The 17,092-nt window shown below is 50.5% G+C and carries 15 protein-coding genes; 7 read left to right on the top strand and 8 right to left on the bottom strand.

Going from position 1 to position 17,092, the window contains the following annotated elements; all coding sequences use genetic code 11:
• Positions 1-251: 251 nt before the first annotated feature.
• Entirely contained in the window at positions 252-2,825 is a 2,574-nt protein-coding gene (locus BM123_RS03000) for a TonB-dependent receptor (RefSeq protein ID WP_090165336.1), read from the bottom strand.
• A gap of 201 nt (positions 2,826-3,026) precedes the next feature.
• Between BM123_RS03000 and BM123_RS02995 the strand changes: the two genes are divergently transcribed.
• Positions 3,027-3,482, top strand: coding sequence for a DUF1569 domain-containing protein (locus tag BM123_RS02995; RefSeq protein ID WP_090165335.1), 456 nt, complete (start codon positions 3,027-3,029; stop codon positions 3,480-3,482).
• A 10-nt stretch (positions 3,483-3,492) separates the two neighbouring features.
• Here the strand turns inward: BM123_RS02995 and BM123_RS02990 are convergent, their stop codons facing one another.
• The 5 genes from BM123_RS02990 to BM123_RS02970 form a co-directional block, all read right to left on the bottom strand.
• A complete protein-coding gene (locus BM123_RS02990) occupies positions 3,493-3,804 on the bottom strand; it encodes a thioredoxin family protein (protein ID WP_090165334.1) in 312 nt (103 codons plus the stop codon).
• A 110-nt stretch (positions 3,805-3,914) separates the two neighbouring features.
• Positions 3,915-4,523: a biliverdin-producing heme oxygenase gene (locus BM123_RS02985; RefSeq protein ID WP_090165333.1), complete on the bottom strand. Its 609-nt coding sequence runs from the start codon at positions 4,521-4,523 to the stop codon at positions 3,915-3,917.
• A complete protein-coding gene (locus BM123_RS02980; protein WP_090165332.1) occupies positions 4,510-5,052 on the bottom strand; it encodes a response regulator in 543 nt (180 codons plus the stop codon). The genes BM123_RS02985 and BM123_RS02980 overlap by 14 nt, the downstream gene beginning before the upstream one ends.
• 36 nt (positions 5,053-5,088) lie before the next feature.
• The gene (locus tag BM123_RS02975; protein ID WP_090165331.1) at positions 5,089-7,326 is read right to left on the bottom strand and encodes an ATP-binding protein; all 2,238 of its coding nucleotides are present in this window, start codon (positions 7,324-7,326) and stop codon (positions 5,089-5,091) included.
• Between the two features lie 318 nt (positions 7,327-7,644).
• Positions 7,645-8,346, bottom strand: a complete 702-nt coding sequence (locus tag BM123_RS02970) for an SIR2 family NAD-dependent protein deacylase (protein ID WP_090165330.1) — start codon at positions 8,344-8,346, stop codon at positions 7,645-7,647.
• A 187-nt stretch (positions 8,347-8,533) separates the two neighbouring features.
• Between BM123_RS02970 and BM123_RS02965 the strand changes: the two genes are divergently transcribed.
• The 5 genes from BM123_RS02965 to BM123_RS02945 all read left to right on the top strand — a co-directional run bounded on the left by BM123_RS02965 (position 8,534) and on the right by BM123_RS02945 (position 13,081).
• On the top strand, positions 8,534-9,112 hold the full coding sequence (locus BM123_RS02965; protein ID WP_090165329.1) for an SH3 domain-containing protein: 579 nt from the start codon (positions 8,534-8,536) through the stop codon (positions 9,110-9,112).
• A gap of 170 nt (positions 9,113-9,282) precedes the next feature.
• The gene (locus BM123_RS02960) at positions 9,283-10,197 is read left to right on the top strand and encodes a UDP-3-O-(3-hydroxymyristoyl)glucosamine N-acyltransferase (protein WP_090165328.1); all 915 of its coding nucleotides are present in this window, start codon (positions 9,283-9,285) and stop codon (positions 10,195-10,197) included.
• A 183-nt stretch (positions 10,198-10,380) separates the two neighbouring features.
• Positions 10,381-11,379 carry a rhomboid family protein gene (locus BM123_RS02955; protein ID WP_090165327.1) on the top strand — a complete coding sequence of 333 codons (999 nt, stop codon included), beginning with the start codon at positions 10,381-10,383 and terminating at the stop codon, positions 11,377-11,379.
• 199 nt (positions 11,380-11,578) lie between these two features.
• Positions 11,579-12,433 (top strand): endonuclease/exonuclease/phosphatase family protein, encoded by an 855-nt coding sequence (locus tag BM123_RS02950; protein ID WP_139211738.1) that lies wholly within the window; start codon positions 11,579-11,581, stop codon positions 12,431-12,433.
• A 153-nt stretch (positions 12,434-12,586) separates the two neighbouring features.
• A complete protein-coding gene (locus tag BM123_RS02945) occupies positions 12,587-13,081 on the top strand; it encodes a hypothetical protein (protein WP_090165325.1) in 495 nt (164 codons plus the stop codon).
• Between the two features lie 87 nt (positions 13,082-13,168).
• On the opposite strand, the gene lpdA is transcribed toward BM123_RS02945, so the two are convergent.
• A complete protein-coding gene (gene lpdA, locus BM123_RS02940) occupies positions 13,169-14,578 on the bottom strand; it encodes a dihydrolipoyl dehydrogenase (RefSeq protein ID WP_090165324.1) in 1,410 nt (469 codons plus the stop codon).
• A gap of 291 nt (positions 14,579-14,869) precedes the next feature.
• The gene (locus tag BM123_RS02935; protein WP_090165323.1) at positions 14,870-16,444 is read right to left on the bottom strand and encodes a hypothetical protein; all 1,575 of its coding nucleotides are present in this window, start codon (positions 16,442-16,444) and stop codon (positions 14,870-14,872) included.
• A 287-nt stretch (positions 16,445-16,731) separates the two neighbouring features.
• Here BM123_RS02935 and BM123_RS24155 point away from each other — a divergent pair, with 287 nt between their 5' ends.
• Entirely contained in the window at positions 16,732-16,878 is a 147-nt protein-coding gene (locus BM123_RS24155; protein ID WP_175489228.1) for a hypothetical protein, read from the top strand.
• Positions 16,879-17,092 lie beyond the last annotated feature (214 nt).

The raw sequence follows: 17,092 nt of genomic DNA, 5'->3' as shown, positions 1-17,092 counted from the left end.
CATCGGGGGCTATAAAGGGGAATTGTCTTTTTCACAACACGCCTACTTTAAGGGAACGGGGTTTAACAATATCATCACCATAAAAATGCCCGACCGGGAACTCAAAACTCATTTCCTCCTGAAAAATCCGAATGAGGAGAAGGAGGTGGTGTCTTTGGTGAAAAGGCATTTTAATGGGACCTCAAGGCGTAGACTTTAAGGAAAACGCTTCGCGCTTCGCTTGCTAGCCATCGGCTGAAGCCGATGCTACCCTAAAAATCCATCGCCAACCGCAAATTAATCCGCCGCCCCGTCAATCGGTTCGGTACGGCGTATTGCTGCAGTCCGATCGTTTTAATGAAGGTGTTACCCGCCTGGTTAGCGACCTGCATCAGGTTATAGACCTCGAGGCTCAGGTGGGTAGCGCGGGAAAATTTAAAGAGGTTCTGCTTTGTCTTCCCCTGTTCGTAGAGGCGGAGGCTGAAGCCGATGTCAATCCGGTGGTAAGTATCGAAGCGCAGGGTATTACGTATCTCCCGGTTGTTACCGGGGATGCCGAAGGGCAGCCCCCCGCCAACGGTCAGGTTAACGTGGGTGCGGAAGTTCTCGTTGTTGCGTAGGTAATCCTGGAAGAAGAGGCTGAGCTGGAAAAGTTGATCCGTGGGTCGGGCCACGTATTCCACTTCCTCGGTAATGGTTTCTCCTTCTGCGTCGCGGCCCACTACTTCCAGGTGAGTAACGTCATTGAGTTTCTCCTTGGCCTGCAGCAGGCTGAGGTTCAGCCAGGAATCCGCCCCGGGCACGAACTCTCCGTTCAGACGCAGGTCGATGCCCGCCACGTAGCCCGTGGCGTCGTTCTCTCCGGAATAACGGATGCGGACGTTCTCGATCTCATAACTCACCAGATCCGTGAGGTTCTTATAAAAAGCCTCAGCGATGAAGCGGAACTTCTTGGGGTTGCGCTTACCGTAGTAGAAGTCCGAAGTGATGCCACCAACGAAGTGGGTGGATTTCTGGCTCTTCAGGTCGGTGTTCACCGAGCCGTCCGGGCGGCGCATCTCCCGGTAGAAGGGCGGCTGAGCGTACTGGCCAACGGCCAGCTTATAGGTGATATCCGCCGTGCCGCCGAGGGGTTTGTAGAGAACCTGAGCACGGGGACTGATGACGGTTTCTTTGTTCAGGTCCCAGTAATTGAAGCGCACACCGGCGCTGATGCGCAGGTCGGATTTATCCTCGATTCGCTTCGTCCAGGTATCCTGCAGGAAACCGGTGAAGCGAACGCTGTTGAGCTCGTTCTCCGTTTTCAGGGTAGAGAAAAGCTCGACGGCGTCTTCGTTGTAGGGCAAGCTGTAGCCCGCCGAGTCCAGGCGCTCCCATTCGTTAATGAAGTCATTGACGCGCTCGTTCTGGGCCTTGACGCTCCACTGCAAAAAGTGGCTTTTGTTGGCGTCGCTGTCGACGTCTTCGGAGGCAATCTCCAGCCCGCCGCGCAGCTCGGCGTTGTAGACCTGAATGTCCAGGAAGTTGCGCACAAACTGCTGCTGGGTGCCGGAGCCCAGCTCGTTGAGCACCTCACCGAAGGTGCTGGAGCCCAGATCGGTGTCCAGCTGCCCCAGGCTGTAGTCTCCGCCGATGGCGATGGCTTCGTTTTCGTCGGAGCGGAAAGCCGAGGTCAGAAACTTGAGGAAGAGCGGATTCTTGTCCCGTTCCGGAATGTAGGTCAGGGAGAGCCCGCCCATCTGGGTCAGGAAGTCGTTGCGCTCGGCCCCGTCGAAGCGGGTGAAGAGTTGCAGCGTTTCGAAGAAGCCGCCGAAGGCCGTGCTGCGTTCTTCGGGGGTGAAGTTGTAGATACTGCGGTTGTAATCCGCAATCAGCCCGAGTTGCAGCTGCGGGCTGAAGTCGTAGGTGATGTAAGTCTGGATGTCGGCGAAGTCCGTAATGTATTCCCCGGTGGTTTCCAGGCTGCCGAGCAGCAGGCCGGTCGTTTTGTAGCGGGCGCCTACGAGGTAGCGTAGTTTTTTGAGGCCCTTTGCGTTGGCTTTCGAACTACCTTCCAGGTAGGCGGAGCCGCCCAGCAAACTGGCCTGCAGCCCCATGCGGAGGCTGTCCGGCCGCTTGTATTTGATGTCGAGCACCGAGCTGAGTTTGTCGCCGTAGCGGGCCTCAAAGCCACCGGAGCTGAAACTCAGACTACGCACCATATCCATATTGGCGAAGGTGAGCCCTTCCTGCTGTCCGGCGCGAATGAGCTGGGGGCGATAGATCTCGAAGCCGTTGACGTAGACGAGGTTTTCGTCGTAGTTACCGCCACGGACGTTGTACTGGCTTGTGAGTTCTCCACCCGATCCGGAGCTGACCCCAAGGGCGATGTGGGGCAGGAGGCTTTCCAGGTTACCGGTCACGGAGGGCAGCAGGCGCAGAGCTTCGGGTTGTTCGCGGATCATGCCGCCTTCTTCGATCTTGCTTTCGCGGACGACGACTTCGAGGGTACTCTCCGTCGGGGCCAGGGCGACGTCGATCTGTTTGCCACTGCCTTCCGGCAGGGCGGCGATGTCGACCACCGTTTCCCGGTAGCCGAGGCGGCTGAAGACTAGTTGGAAGTCTTCGCCAGCGGGGACGGAGATGAGGTAGCGGCCGGTAGTGCCGCTTTCCACGGCGCGGGTGGTGCCTTTGATGTAGATGGTGGCGAAGTCGACCGGGCGGTCACTCAGCAAATCCGTCACTTTACCCGTGATGGAAGCGGTGCTCACCTGTGCGCCAAGCGGAGCGGCCAGCAACAGGAGCATCAGGGCGCGGACGCAGGTGCGAAGGAATGGTAAAAGAGCAGAGTGGGTAAAGTCGTTCATCAGGCGGGGCGGTCTTTCTTGGCCGGAAGGTTGAGAACGACAAAGGTAGCCCCGCCGGTATACATTAGGACTACGGGAAGCGGAACACTTTGCGCATTCGTCCTTCTCATTGCACCTGCGGCCGCGCCCAGAACATCTTTTGATTCTCAAACTTGTCCTATTTTAGTCGCCCCATTCGTCTTAGAGAAAAACAACCATACTATGTACCCCTCTATTTTTGACACTGCCACCACCGAAGCTATGCTCACCCGCCTTGAGGGCATATCCGCTGACACTACCCCGCAGTGGGGAAAGATGAATGCTGGCCAGATGCTGGCGCATCTGAATGTCGCCTACGACATTACCAACGGCAAGCTCCCCGTGAGCTACAACCCTTTCATGCGCCTCATGCTCAAGATGTTCGTCAAAAAGATAGTGGTAGGCTCAAAGCCCTACGCTAAGAACGGGCAAACGGCTCCTGTTTTTATCATTGAGGGTGACCGGGATTTTGCAACGGAAAAAGCTAAGCTCATCGCAAACATGAATGCCGTCGAAGCCGAAGGTGCTGCTGCTTACGAAGGCCGCGTGAGTCCCTCCTTCGGAAAAATGAGCAGCCAGGAGTGGAGCAACCAGTTCTGGAAGCATATGGATCACCACTTTACCCAGTTTGGGGTATAAGGCCGCCCGCTCAGGCCAGGTGCTTGTTGAGTCGGTTGAAGAGACGCTTCTTATTCGTCAGTCCGGAAATGACATCAACCACTTCCCGGTTCTTTAGCACGATGACGGTAGGCACCTGCCCGATTCTGAAATACCGGAGCAGTTCAGGGTTTTCTTCAACATCAAATTGAAGGGCGGTTACGTTATCATGTGTTTTTACAAACTCATCCACCTGATCACCGGTAATGATCGAGCCTGCTGACCATCGGGTAACGGCCATTGCAACCACCAGCTGTTGCTGGCTGGGTTCCAGTATTTTTTGAAGGAACTGGTTGGAGTTCATGGTTTATTGGTGGCTAAAAAGACAACACTTTATGGAAAGTTCTTAAAACTTAAGCGGTTAGACCATTCGGTTTGTTCGCTCCACCCCATAAAATTACTGTTATACAAGCGTTATTTTTTACTGCTGGCAGAAAAAGATTGGTAAAAATGACGGAAGGCACCGAAAGTGCTTGTTGCAGCAGAGAGTGCTGACTGCCGATTTTCCTCGCCTGCCACCACCTCGTCGAGGAGGTTCCTGAAGCGCTTCCAGTCGGTCATACGGAGTGCTGCGCTGCTGCTATAGAACCGGAAAGCATCGTACGCTTTCAACTCCGGGCAATTGCGCAGCCGGGGGAGCATCATACCTGCACCAAGCCCAGCCCCCAGCAATACATAAGCAACGCCCATTTTCCCGGCGGTCTGCTGTTGTGCTGCGAACAGGTCTTCAACCGGTGGCAGTTTCATGCCCAGTTCAGTAAGGTCATTGCCAACTGACTCCTGAAGTTTCAGGGCCAGAGGTTGATAAGGAAGGAGTGTTTTTTCCTCTCCAAATATGCTTGTCGTTGCAGCGGACCACAGCTTATGATGAGTAAGCAACAAGTGCGTATACTCCAACCTACTGATTTCTGAGCGCATAATTTTTGCTGAGGAAAGCGCCTGCTCAGTCAGCAAATGTTCTTCCCGGGTGCCCTGTTTCAGGTAAGCGGCTGCGGAGGAAAGAGTCAAATCAGGCTTGATCATCGTCTTCCATGGCTTTACGAAGGCTATCGAGGATTACCTCCCGATCAGGAAAATCTGCGGCCTGTTCAAGCATACCCAAAGCTTTCTGTAGCATTAGCTTTCTTGTAGCCGTTTTTTCAGCGGCCAGACGGGCCTTTTCTCTTCGCTGATTTGATTCTTCCAGCACCCGCACTACGGTAGGCTGCAGGTTTTCCATGTTCTCTTTGATTACGTAGCCGTTAGCACCCTCCAGAATAGCATCTGCTGCTTTCTGCTCATTGTTGAGCATGCCGGTAACGAAGACAAAGGGAAGATCCGGCAGATGTTCCTTAACGTAGAGCAAAGCCTCCAGGCCATTGTAAGCGGGCAGGTTATAATCCGCCAGCATAATGTCGTACTTCCCCCAATGGATTTTCTCCAGGAAAGATTCTTCACTATCCGCCATGGTGAACATGGCATTAGGGGCAAATTTAAACACGGCGCGTTTAGTCAATTCGGCTTCAGCGGGACGGTCTTCCAGCAGGAAAATATTTAGAACTTCTTTAATCATATTGTAGAGAATAATTACGGTAGTCTGCCTTTGTGTTTAACCGGCGTTATCAGGAAGATGAATAGTGAATGTAGTGCCCACTCCGGGTGTACTCTGAACGCTGATGGTTCCGTGTAGTTTCTCTACCATCTGTTTTACTATAGCCAGCCCGATACCGGAGCCTTCATATTTTCCGTCAGGAACCAGCCTGTTAAAAACGGTAAAAATACTGTTGGCGTGCTTCATATTAAAACCAATGCCATTGTCAGCAACCTCAATGACCGTAGCGTTCTCTCCATCGTAGGAGCTGAATTTCACCCAGGGGGCATCGATATCCCGAGCGTATTTTATGGAGTTAGTCAGTAAGTTGAGGCATATCTGCTGCAATTGAATCAGGCCGGTATTAAGGACGGGCTTTTTAACGTCAAACCGAAGATCTAACCTGGGTGATTGCTCACCGTGGATATCCTGCCATATTCGATTGACCATCGGCGTAAGTTCCACCGCTTCAATCCGGGTCTTTGAACGCCCGAGGCGTGAGAACTCCAGCATATCAGAAATGAATTGGTTCATCCTGTCGACATTATCGAGGATAACATTGATGGCAGAAAGTCCGTATTCATCCAGTGCTTCTGCATAGTCTTCCTCCAGTATTTTTGCGTAGCCCTTAATACTCCGGAGGGGAGCTCTCAAGTCATGGCTAACGGTATAGCTGAAACTTTCCATTTCGTCATAGGCCCTGATCAGCTTGGTATTCAGACCGTTTACCTGCTGGAATTTCATCAAGATAATCTCTTTGAGATCATTCCTCAAGGCCATGGCGGCATCAATTTCGTAAGACTTCCAGGGGAGCGCCTTATCCTTTACTAATTCAGTCCATTTTTCGAAAGAGAGTTCCGGGTGAAGCCTCACCCGCCCATCTTTAATGTGCTTACGCTGCTCTGGCTGGCCGCCCCAGTCTACAGACTGGACAGTTTCGGGCCGGAACCAGATGATGTATTCTGCAGGCTCCCGGGTGAGCCGAAGAGAAAGCAAACCTGCCGGAGGAGAGCTAAAACCCCGGCTGGGTGGATACTCCGTAAAGAGGACGTTAGTGTACCAGCAATTCCTCTCTTTAGTGGCTAAAAACTGGATGAGACCTTCCAGTTCACGGTCTGTCGGGCAATTACCTATTCGCTGAAATTCACCGTTAAGCAGGATTGCTGCTCCATGAGCATGTACAAGCTCCTGCAATTGGTTTTCTTCCTTAACTAAGGTTTCCTGAATCTCAAGACTCTCATTCATCCGATGGACCAGGTTTGACCGGATTTCGGAGGCTACGCGGACGCCTTCCTGATAATCAGCTCCCCGTTGCAGGGCAATATGTCCGGAAACCACCCGGGCGAGAAATTTCAAAATTCTTCGCAGGCGGTAATCGATGATTTTTTCGGTTCCATGATGACAAGCGATTAAGCCCCATAGCCGGTTTTCAAAAATAATCGCGATACTCATACTCGCACCGACCTCCATTGCCCTAAGGTATTCAAGATGGATTGGCGAGACCCCGCGGTTATCGGCCTGGGTAAGATTTATCACTTCGCCTGGATTCATAATCAGCAGGGCATCACTGTTTTCTGCCGTGGAGACAACCTGTCGAATTTCCTGACTGAGGTACAGCGCTCTGGCTTGCCGGGGGATATCGGTATGGGGGTAACGCAAGCCCAGAAAGGGAGAAAGAGAAGGATGTAAATCTTCGGCCAGAACCTCTCCGTTATAGTCCTCGTCAAACCCATAAAGCATAACCCGATCAAAACCGGTCAACTTTCTGACTTCTCCAACCACACTACTGAAAGTCTCTTCCAGAGAAGTACAGGATTGGATATTCCGTAGTGCCAGATCAACCTCCAGCATGAAGTTCCCGGCAATTACTTTGTCTTCGCGTTGTTCAAACTCCAGAATAAAGTAATCGTCTTGTTCATGCACGATAACGTTCTCCAGCCTAAGGCTACCGTCAGGCAGCACATAAGAGAAGTGCAGAGGATGGTGCAAATCAGCACCTGACCGCTCAACGTGAATTCTGAAGACCTGACAAAAGTCCTTGGAGATAAGATTCTCCAAAGGTTGACCAATTGGTCCCGTAGTTACTCCATCAGAAGGGAAAGCCCAGTTTTCGCTGTAAGCCACCAGCTCAAAGCTTCCCTTAAGGACTATCAGCATTCGGGCGTGCGCCTGACAACATCTGATAAAACGCAGCGGTTCTTTATCACAATTTGTGAGGTCGTAGGTTATGGAGTATCTCTGGTTGTTCTCAGTCATTTACCAATCAAGTATAATTTTAACCCACCGTTAAGGGCAATGTAGCCTGTTGAATACGCTGTAACATACAGTATTTGCTGGATTTAAGTCTGATATTTTGCCTAATGGCATCAGTAAAAACAATTCCACAACTGCAGCTACATAATATTAGCAGGATACTACCTACGATAAATTTCCCTTGACGGTCTTAAAGACAACAAAAAAATCAACCGCTTAAAACCAGACGTCTGTTTTATCATTTGTCTCTCTCTACGCTGCGTATTTGTCATTTAGAGATTAAAACTTCTGAAGCTCTTATCTGGCGTTTTTGGCATCAGCTTAATCGTTCAACAGTTCAGGCAGCATTTTCCGGGCCAGGGCCATGCCTTCGCTTCCGCCTTTTTCAATGAGATGAATGTTCCCTCTACGCTTCAGTTCGTAGCTGATGGTTGGCTTAGGGTCTATATAGACAACTGGCACAGAGTTGGCCGCATAGCCCACTAAGCCTGCTGCGGGGTACACCTGCATAGAAGTCCCTATAATAATAATCAGGTCTGCCTCACTCACCACCTCTGCCGCGTTTTCTATTTCAGGAACACCCTCCCCGAACCAAACAATGTGGGGTCGCATTTGCACTCCCTTGTCATCCGTATCCCCCAGCTTTATGTCTCCGGTCCAGTTTACTACTTCGCCATCACCTCTTGCGGGTCGGGCCTTCAGCAATTCGCCGTGAAGGTGGATGATGTTGGTACTTCCCGCCCGTTCGTGCAGGTCATCAATATTCTGGGTAATAACGGTGACATTGTAATCTTCTTCCAGTGCGGCGACCAGGTGATGGCCGGCATTGGGTTCCACCGTATGGAGCTGCGCACGACGTTGGTTGTAAAAGTTGAGTACCAAGCCGGGATCGCGGGCAAATCCTTCCGGGCTGGCGACGTCTTCAACGCGGTGGTTTTCCCACAGGCCATTGCTATCTCTGAAAGTAGCAATGCCCGACTCCGCAGAGACGCCGGCGCCAGTTAAAACGGCTATTTTTTTCATCGGTATACTGTTTTTAGGTTGATTGATGGTAAAAGTCGGGAACGATGATTAAAGTTGCTCGTTTTGATTGCAGTCGACTATGCTGTTGCTTCAGAAAGCCGGGACAAGTATTACTGACAATAGATTAAAAGGCGCCCTTTGGGCGCTGTCCTTATCTTTACCCCGTCCCTAACTAGGTTAAATACTAATGGCAACTAAAAAAACGAATAACGCACGGCTGGTGCCCTTCATCCTGATGTCACTGGTGACACTCATTTTTCTATTCTGGGCCATGAAGCAATGCGATTCCGGCAACCGGGAATACGCAATGGTAGCAGAGGCGGAAGCACGCGAGAACTACCTGGACAGCATCCGGCGCGTCGAAGACGCCGCGCAGCGGAATGCTGAAATTGACGCGGAAGCCGAAGCCCGTGCGCAGGCACTGCTAAGAGCCCGGACACAACCCCTGCCGGGAGACAGTGTCGTCAGGATTCCTGCTTCGGAGGTAGTCGTCCAGAAGGTAACCCCGCTCTACTCTACGATCAATGGCCTGAACGTACGGTCCGGCCCCAGCCTGAAGAATGGGGTACTGGCCCGCCTACCGCTTTACACGGAAGTCACCTTCATGGGAGAAGTGACGGACTCACTCTACACCATTGACCTGGGTGACATTACACCAACGGCCCCCTGGGTAAAGATTCAACTGGCCGACGGGAAAGTCGGCTGGGTGTATGGCCCGGGCGTTTCCTACTATAAATACCAGCTAAAGGGGGTGATTACGGATTAGTGTTTATTCGCCAATATTTTTTGGCCTTATTTAGGCTAAACCCCAAACCTGTGTTACAAAGCTCTTCGAGCCACGGCGCTTACAAGGCTTGGCAAAAAACCTGAAAGTTCTATTATCCTGGCTGCAAGGTTGCGCACTCTCCATATTCCCTCACAGAAATTTCGCCAAACATGAAACTCGCTACTCCCATTACTGCTGCTGCACTAGCTGATCGCCTCGGGGCGGAGCTGGTGGGTAACGGCCAACTCCTCATTACGGGCATTAATGAGATCCACCACGTAGAGAACGGGGACCTTTCTTTTGTGGATCACCCCAAGTATTACGGTAAAGCCCTCGCATCGGCGGCGTCTGTCCTTCTGATTGACAGCCGGCGGGAATGCCCGGCGGGCAAAGCTCTGCTCGTTATCCGCGAGCCCTTCGCGGCTTACAACAAACTCGTCTGGGAAGAGCGCCCGCTCCGCCGGACGGCGGAAAGCATTGCCCCCAGTGCCCGCATTGGCGCCGGAACTTACGTAGAGCCGGGGGCGGTCATCGGAGCCGATGTCGTTATTGGTAAAAGCTGCATGATCGGGGCAAACGCCGTTATCGGGGAAGGCGTCAGTATTGGAGATGACGTGGTTATTGGTCCGGGAACGGTCATTGGCGGAGAGGCTTTTTACTTCAAAGGCGGAGAGGACGGTTTTACTTCCTGGCGGAGCGGCGGCAGTGTCCGCCTCGAAGACCGGGTAGAGATCGGGCCGAACTGTACCGTTGCCCGGGGCGTATCGTCAACGACCACCATTGGCAAGGGGACTAAGCTGGACGCTCAGGTACAGATTGGGCACGATTGCCGGATCGGGGAGCACTGCCTCCTGGCCGCACAAGTCGGTATTGCGGGTAACACCACCATAGGCAACCGTTGTGTGTTTCAGGGGCAGGTGGGCGTCGCTCAGAACCTGGTGATTGGGGATCGATGCATCATCCTTGCAAAATCCGGTGTAAGCAAAAACCTGGAAGGCGGGCGGGAGTATTTCGGCTACCCCGCGCAGGAGGCGCGGACGGCGTTTAAAGACCTCGCCGTATTACGACGCTTGCGTAAGGAGTAGACGATGACCAACAGGGGTGTTTTTTCCCAAAAAGCGGAGATCAGCTGTTTCCGATATAGCCCTCATTGCACCTGCGCTCCGGCGCCCAAATAGTCTTTAACGACGAAAAGCAGGATTTCCCGGACCAGAGACACAACTATTCCTCCCTTTGGTGTTTTCTTATTACGCAGCAGCGAAAAGACTATGCTACAATCTATCTGGGACGACGTCCGCAACGAATTTAGTATTGGCAATATGATCAACAAGATCATCATTGTGAACGTCGCCATATGGATGACGATCAGTATTGTCTGGGTTTTGCTACGGATTTTCAACGGCATGGAAACGCCGGCACTCTACGGCACCATCGTTGACATGATGGCGGTGTCCCATGACTGGAAGCACATGCTCTTCCGACCATGGACGCTGCTCACCCACATGTTTTTCCACGAGGCCTTTTTCCACCTGCTCTGGAACATGTTGTACCTCTTCTGGTTTGGTCGGATATTTGGCGACCTACTGGGCGACCATCGGGTACTTCCGCTCTACATAACGGGAGGGCTGGCGGGCTTCGCCGCCTACTTTCTGGCCTACAACCTTACGGGGCTGGGAGCTGGCCCCAGCATTGCTTACGGTGCCAGCGGAGCGGTGTTCTGCATCGTAACGGCCATTGGCATTTACGTGCCTGATTACCCTATTCGACTTTTCATCCTGGGTACTATCCGGCTAAAGTACCTGGTGTTTTTCGCCATATTCGCCCAGATTCTGGCGCTGGGAACGATGGACAATATCGGGGGAACGATCGACCACATAGGAGGCATCATTATGGGCTTTCTGTTTGTTTTCTACCTGAAGCGTGGCAGTGATCTGACGAAGCCCGTTGGCAACGCACTGAACTGGGTCACTAAGAGCTGGCAAAACCTGATGAAGCCCAGTCCGGACCATCAGCAACGCAGTGGCCCCAGGGCCGCCTACCGGGCGGGGAAGTCCGTTAAGGAAACAGCCACCAAAACACGCCCATCCTTTATGCGTAAGGCGGGCGGGAAAGCCAGAGACCGGCAGCAAGACGATAATAGCCCAAGGGCGGGGATGAGCCATCAGGAACAACTCGATGCCATTCTGGATAAGATTAAGGACAAGGGCTATAACAGCCTGAGCAAAGAGGAAAAAGACTTCCTCTTCCGGGCCTCCAATCAGAAGTAACTTCATCGTGCTGCGCAAAGCCATTCTTTTTTCCGGGAATCTCCTGGCCCTGATCGCCGGTTTTGGGCTTCTCGCGAGATTTGTCCCACCAGACGTCTGGTGGCCCCCATCCGTTATTTCGTTACTGCTGCCTGGCCTTTTGCTGGTAACACTACTTTTTCTTTTACTGTGTCTGTATTGGAAAAAGTGGAGATCGGCATTGCTTCCTGCCCTTATTCTAGTGGCTACGATGCCACTCATCGGGCGTCTTTTCGCGTTCGGCCAACCGGCAGATAGCAGCCAGGAATCTTCCCCGATCAGCGTACTGACGGCAAATGTTCACAGCTTCAAAGATCAAAGCTGGAAGGGAATGCCGGCCGAAACAGCCACTCGATTTATTAAGGATTCACCTCCCGACATCCTGCTTCTACAGGAGGCCAGAAGTGAACGGCCAGTCTCTTCCTTTATTGAGGAGGTGAAAGCCGCCAGTCAGTTGAGCAAGCGGCACCAACCCCAAAAGAAAACCATTGCCATTTACGCCAACGAGATAACTTTCGTCAAGGATGTTTTCAATACCCCAAGGGGTTACAATGGGTATTTAATTTCAGATGTAAAAACGCACTTAGGCACCATTAGGGTGATTAACGCGCACCTTCAATCCAATCAAATTAGCGGTATGGCGGGTGAAATCGGGCAAGACTCCACGCTGGCCGAAGGCCTGGGCCGCGCGGAGTCGATGTTTCGCAGCTATGGCGCCTCCGCTGCTATTCGCGCACAGCAGGCTAACGAGATCAGAAAAGCTATTAAGGAAAGCCCCTACCCCGTCATCGTCGGCGGAGATTTCAACGACGTCCCATCTTCCTATACCTACCAACGGATCCTGACGCCCCGCCTCCGGGATGCCTGGGCGGAAGCCGGGTTTGGGACAGGAACCACCTTTACTGGGCCGCTTCCCGGACTGCGGATTGACTTTTTGCTGGTGGACACCAGTCTTTCTGTACTCGATATTGAGCGAATAGAAACGGGGTATTCGGACCACCGGGCGCTGCGGGCCAAAATTGCACGTAGAAAATAAATACGTATTCCCAGGATATAATGCTATTATATTTTGGAGCGGTCACTTTTTTTCTTAATACATTGTGGATATTCTAAACCTGATTAACTATATTTTTAGTGCAAAGCTTAAAAGCGACACCTTTGCTGGTTAATCATCAACCCTAATTGCATTATGTTACGTAAGATTTCTTTATTTGTAATACTCCTTGTCTGCCTTATACAGGCCTGTGCGCCCGACGAAATTGATCCGGTTGTGGCTGAGGCTCCGTCATTGGTTGGCAGGATCACGGAAACCGGCCCCGCCCTGACCGTCCCTAATGCTGAGGTCACGAGTATTTTTCTGAATAATTTCCCTGTTTCTGACATTAGTCTAATTGAATTGGTAGAGAACAAGACTGAAAGCGGAAAATACTTTTTGTATGCTGAAGGAAATGATTTGTCACCCGATGTCGAGGATGGTCAAAAGTTAGCTATGCGCTTCACTACTGAAAGTAGAGGAAACGAAATTCATCTATTCTTAGCAAAATCTTTAGGGGAATCTTGTTCAGGTGTTAATTGTTCTCTTTGTGCTTTCAAAGACGGAGGAGGTTGTACTTGCAAAAAAGCAATAGACCTGTTAAAACCAGCTGGTTGCAATCATACCATTACTAAACCTGACGAAGAGTAAGATAGGCTATATCTATAATAGAGGAGGGTTGTGGTATTACACCACAACCCTCCTTTACATTTAAAGCAAAGTCTACAAATAGTTCTTTTACACGTGCAGCGCCCGGTTCCCCGTCGCCGCCAGTGCCGCCTCTTTAAAGGCTTCTGTATAAGTAGGGTGTGCGTGGCTCATCCGGGCAGCATCTTCAGCGGATGCCCGGAATTCCATCAGGGCAACGGCTTCGGCAATCATATCGGCGGTTCTGGGGCCAACCATGTGCACGCCGAGAATTTCGTCAGTTTCTGCGTCGCTGAGCACCTTAACCATACCTTCCAGGTCCATACTCGCCCGGGCGCGCCCCAGAGCTTTGAAGGGGAACTTTCCAGATTTGTAGGCAATACCGGCTGCTTTCAGTTCTTCTTCCGTCTTGCCTACGGCAGCTACTTCGGGCCAGGTGTACACCACACCTGGAATCAGGTTATAATCAACGTGCGGTTTTTCGCCAGCGATAGTTTCCGCAACAAAGACGCCTTCTTCCTCCGCTTTATGAGCCAGCATGGCACCACGGATTACGTCTCCGATGGCGTAGATATGGGGGATGTTGGTTGCCAGATGATCATCAACCACCACGCGGCCACGCTCATCCAGATTGACGCCGGCTTTATCGAGGCCAAGATTATCCGTATAGGGCCGGCGGCCGATAGCAATAAGACAGTAATCTGCATCGATAACGAAAGGCTCGCCGCCATCCCGCTTTTCAACGGTGACTTTAGCCTTGGTTTTGGTTCCTTTTACGTCAACAACTTTGTGCTTCAGGTGAAACTTCACCCCCGTTTTTTTAAGAGCTCGCATTAGCTCCTTTGAGCAGTCTTTATCCATCGTAGGCAGGATGCGGTCTTGAAACTCGACCACTTCAACCTCTGTTCCCAGACGAGCATACACACTTCCCAGTTCAAGGCCAATAACTCCACCGCCAACGATGACCATTCGCTTAGGAACCTTTTTAATGTTGAGGGCTTCGGTGCTGGTGATGACCCGGTTTTTATCATAGTTCATCATAGCTGGCGTGATGGGTTTAGACCCCGTAGCGATAATGAAATTTTTGCCGGTCAGGCTTTGATCTTCCCCGCCGTCAGAAGCAGCAATGTGTACTTCGTTAGGGCCGGTAAAGGAGCCATGACCGTAGAATACATCAACCTTGTTCTTCTTCATCAGGAATTGGACGCCCTTAACGGTTTGGTCTACAACCTCGTCCTTCCGCTTAATCATTTGCGGCATATCAATGCCGAGGTTACTGATTTTAATCCCGTGCTCAGCGAATTTTTCGTGAGCAGCATGATAGTGCTCAGAGCTGTCAAGTAGCGCCTTAGAAGGTATACAACCAACGTTAAGACAGGTTCCGCCCAGACGATCATTATACCGTTCGATAATGGCCGTCTTCAGTCCTAGTTGAGCAGCGCGAATGGCGGCTACGTAGCCGCCGGGGCCGGAGCCGATGATGATGAGATCGTAAGTCATCTACAGATTCTTTAAGATTGTGTCTTGTATTGGTTTGGGACACGTGCAACAGGCTCAGTGGAGCCGCGGACGCAGGTGCAAAGGTAAGGTTTGAAAACAGCAAAGGTTGAGTTGAACGAAGGCATATTCTCTTCGAAGTGGTGGATATTACCCTGCCAGTACACTTTTAGCCCTGCCAAGGGAACGATGTGAGGCGCCGGCTTATGATTTCGGGACTATTTGCCATGTTCGTTTCAATTGCCTTACCTGGCAGGTAAGAGCCCTTACTCCTGATGGCACTACCCTCTGAGGCTAACGAGAGGCTGATCTTTTATCCGTTTTCTTCGCCATTGCACGGCGTTGAAACTTAACCTCCAGGCTTTCCAGAGCCAACTCAAAGAGCGTTTCGTAGGGCAATACTTCTACCTCAAAGGACTGGTTAGCCAGATCAATAGGGTTGTCCTTCAACTGCTTTGCGTAACGCTCTGTCTTACGGCGCACCCCGTTGCGATGAAAGGCTACTACGGGGAATTGCAGGAGAATTTTAATGAACAGATTCGAGCGGAAACTTTCATCTCGCCGAACGTGGCGGCTGCGGTATTTCTCAATCGCTTCAATACGGTCTACCGTTAATGCATAACGCTTGAGTACGATACTGTAGGCAATTTGAAGGATAAGAATCGGGATGTTCATACCCTTTTTGTCCCGGCTAAAAGCAGGAACGTTATTGAGAAACTTGCCCAGGCGGAATTTGCCCCAGGGATCTTCTCCTTCCGGAATCTCCACCCGATTAATGGAAGCCAGATAATATAAGTAAGCCCGATTAAGCAGCCAGCGATCCTGGTATCGTTTAGGAATGCTGCCTACAGACTTATAATTTGCCACCGATTGATAAGTAGCTAAAGCTTCAGTGTAATGACCTGTATGCATCGCCAGCAAAAACTCCATCTCCTTGAATTTAAACCAGTTAGCAAAGCCAGGAACTAATAATGGAGCGGCAGCGGCAAGTGTTTCGGAGCCCGACGGATAGTCTTTTTCAATAATGTGAACCACTACCTTGTTGACGTAAAAAAAGGACTTGGGAATATCGGCAGGATATGGCTTTTGCTGGACAGCCTCCAGGCCATTATCAATGATGGCAAGTAAGCCTTTTGCATCCCCTTTAAGTTGGTGCCCCAAAATGGATAATGCGAAATAATTGATAATACTCCGATAAGTGTGCTCGATTACCGGATAGGCCTCATGAATCTCTTCCAAACGCTTGTCTATGAGCTCAATAGACATTTTCCGGGCTTTGGGGCTTACGCCGTAGTTCATCACAACTTCCTCGTATGCCATGCGCACATCATTCTCCATATCGTAGAGCTTCCGGGCGCGGAGATATTCTTCCCGGTAAAATTTATACTTCTCCTGTTCCGCTGACCGATAAGCATAATAAGATCGCAGAGAATCAGTACTAAGCATCAAAAGCTCCGTAAAGTCGTAAGTGCTGGAGCGCTTATAGACCTTACGCATAAAGTGATTTCCGGCCGTTGAGGCATCTCTTCCTACCAGGATACGAGATAGTGCATAGTCCCGGTTAGTTTGGTAATAAGCTCGCTGAAACTCATTGAACTGATTGTCTTTGGGGTCAATAAAAAACAAGGTGTTAGCCATTCTCCGGGTTAGCCGTTGCTTAAGCTTTCGGAAGCGGTTATCCTTATCTGTACTCTCTGATCCGTATAAGCGTTGCGCGATTTGTTCATGATCTAAGTCTGGCTCATCCTGCAGAATATTGTAGAAAGCATTGACTAAATCACCCTCACCTGATTGATTGGGGGTTATCACGTTGATATTCTTAACACAATAGCGATTAAGAACAAACGCAAGCTCTTGCAGTAATTTCATTCAGATAGGTCTTAGCACGCAGTTTAGTAGGCAACGGTTCTAAAGATAAAGTAGAAAAATTTAAATACCAAACCACTTCTGAACATGTCCCTGATAAAAGACTCTTTCACGACCTAATTTTTGTGAGACACAACCTTATAAATTATTGATTATCAGTATTTTATAAAAACGGAAATTAAAATAATGAGAAATTTACCAGGACACGACCAGAAATAATATGTCGTTTTTTTGGCTATTTGGCACCAATACTTTTGTGGCATACAGAAACCACAAAACATAATTTGACCATGATTGCCATTCTAATTTCCCTCCTCCTCCAGATCGGTGCCATCTCTTCAGCAGCTGAGTACGACAACCTGAGTACAGAACAGCAGCAGCAGTACATGGAGAATTACCACGATCAAATCATCATTGAAGACCTTGGACAGATATAATAAAAATTTCTAAAGCCCTAAAAATTAGTGCTTTAGAGTTCCTATTGCTTCCAAAATAAATTATTTCCGGGGCGCAAAACATGGAAAACCGTACTTCTGAAGGAGGATTTAGCCCCCCACCTTTGTATCAACGAAAAAAGAGCACACAACCACTCTTACAATCTGACTGCCATGAGAACACATATTTCTACAACAGCAAATACTTTCTTCCCAC

This window comes from Neolewinella agarilytica (genome assembly GCF_900110645.1).
Classification (GTDB): domain Bacteria; phylum Bacteroidota; class Bacteroidia; order Chitinophagales; family Saprospiraceae; genus Neolewinella; species Neolewinella agarilytica.
This window is presented reverse-complemented; position numbering and strand designations above follow the sequence as displayed.

Excerpts from the sequence above, each read along its gene's own strand:
- BM123_RS02955 (WP_090165327.1), top strand. The coding sequence starts at position 10,381 with ATGCTACAATCTATCTGGGACGACGTCCGCAACGAATTTAGTATTGGC.
- lpdA (WP_090165324.1), bottom strand. The coding sequence starts at position 14,578 with ATGACTTACGATCTCATCATCATCGGCTCCGGCCCCGGCGGCTACGTA.
- BM123_RS02960 (WP_090165328.1), top strand. The coding sequence starts at position 9,283 with ATGAAACTCGCTACTCCCATTACTGCTGCTGCACTAGCTGATCGCCTC.
- BM123_RS02985 (WP_090165333.1), bottom strand. The coding sequence starts at position 4,523 with ATGATCAAGCCTGATTTGACTCTTTCCTCCGCAGCCGCTTACCTGAAA.
- BM123_RS02945 (WP_090165325.1), top strand. The coding sequence starts at position 12,587 with ATGTTACGTAAGATTTCTTTATTTGTAATACTCCTTGTCTGCCTTATA.
- BM123_RS03000 (WP_090165336.1), bottom strand. The coding sequence starts at position 2,825 with ATGAACGACTTTACCCACTCTGCTCTTTTACCATTCCTTCGCACCTGC.
- BM123_RS02970 (WP_090165330.1), bottom strand. The coding sequence starts at position 8,346 with ATGAAAAAAATAGCCGTTTTAACTGGCGCCGGCGTCTCTGCGGAGTCG.
- BM123_RS02980 (WP_090165332.1), bottom strand. The coding sequence starts at position 5,052 with ATGATTAAAGAAGTTCTAAATATTTTCCTGCTGGAAGACCGTCCCGCT.
- BM123_RS02975 (WP_090165331.1), bottom strand. The coding sequence starts at position 7,326 with ATGACTGAGAACAACCAGAGATACTCCATAACCTACGACCTCACAAAT.
- BM123_RS02935 (WP_090165323.1), bottom strand. The coding sequence starts at position 16,444 with ATGAAATTACTGCAAGAGCTTGCGTTTGTTCTTAATCGCTATTGTGTT.
- BM123_RS02995 (WP_090165335.1), top strand. The coding sequence starts at position 3,027 with ATGTACCCCTCTATTTTTGACACTGCCACCACCGAAGCTATGCTCACC.
- BM123_RS02990 (WP_090165334.1), bottom strand. The coding sequence starts at position 3,804 with ATGAACTCCAACCAGTTCCTTCAAAAAATACTGGAACCCAGCCAGCAA.
- BM123_RS24155 (WP_175489228.1), top strand. The coding sequence starts at position 16,732 with ATGATTGCCATTCTAATTTCCCTCCTCCTCCAGATCGGTGCCATCTCT.
- BM123_RS02965 (WP_090165329.1), top strand. The coding sequence starts at position 8,534 with ATGGCAACTAAAAAAACGAATAACGCACGGCTGGTGCCCTTCATCCTG.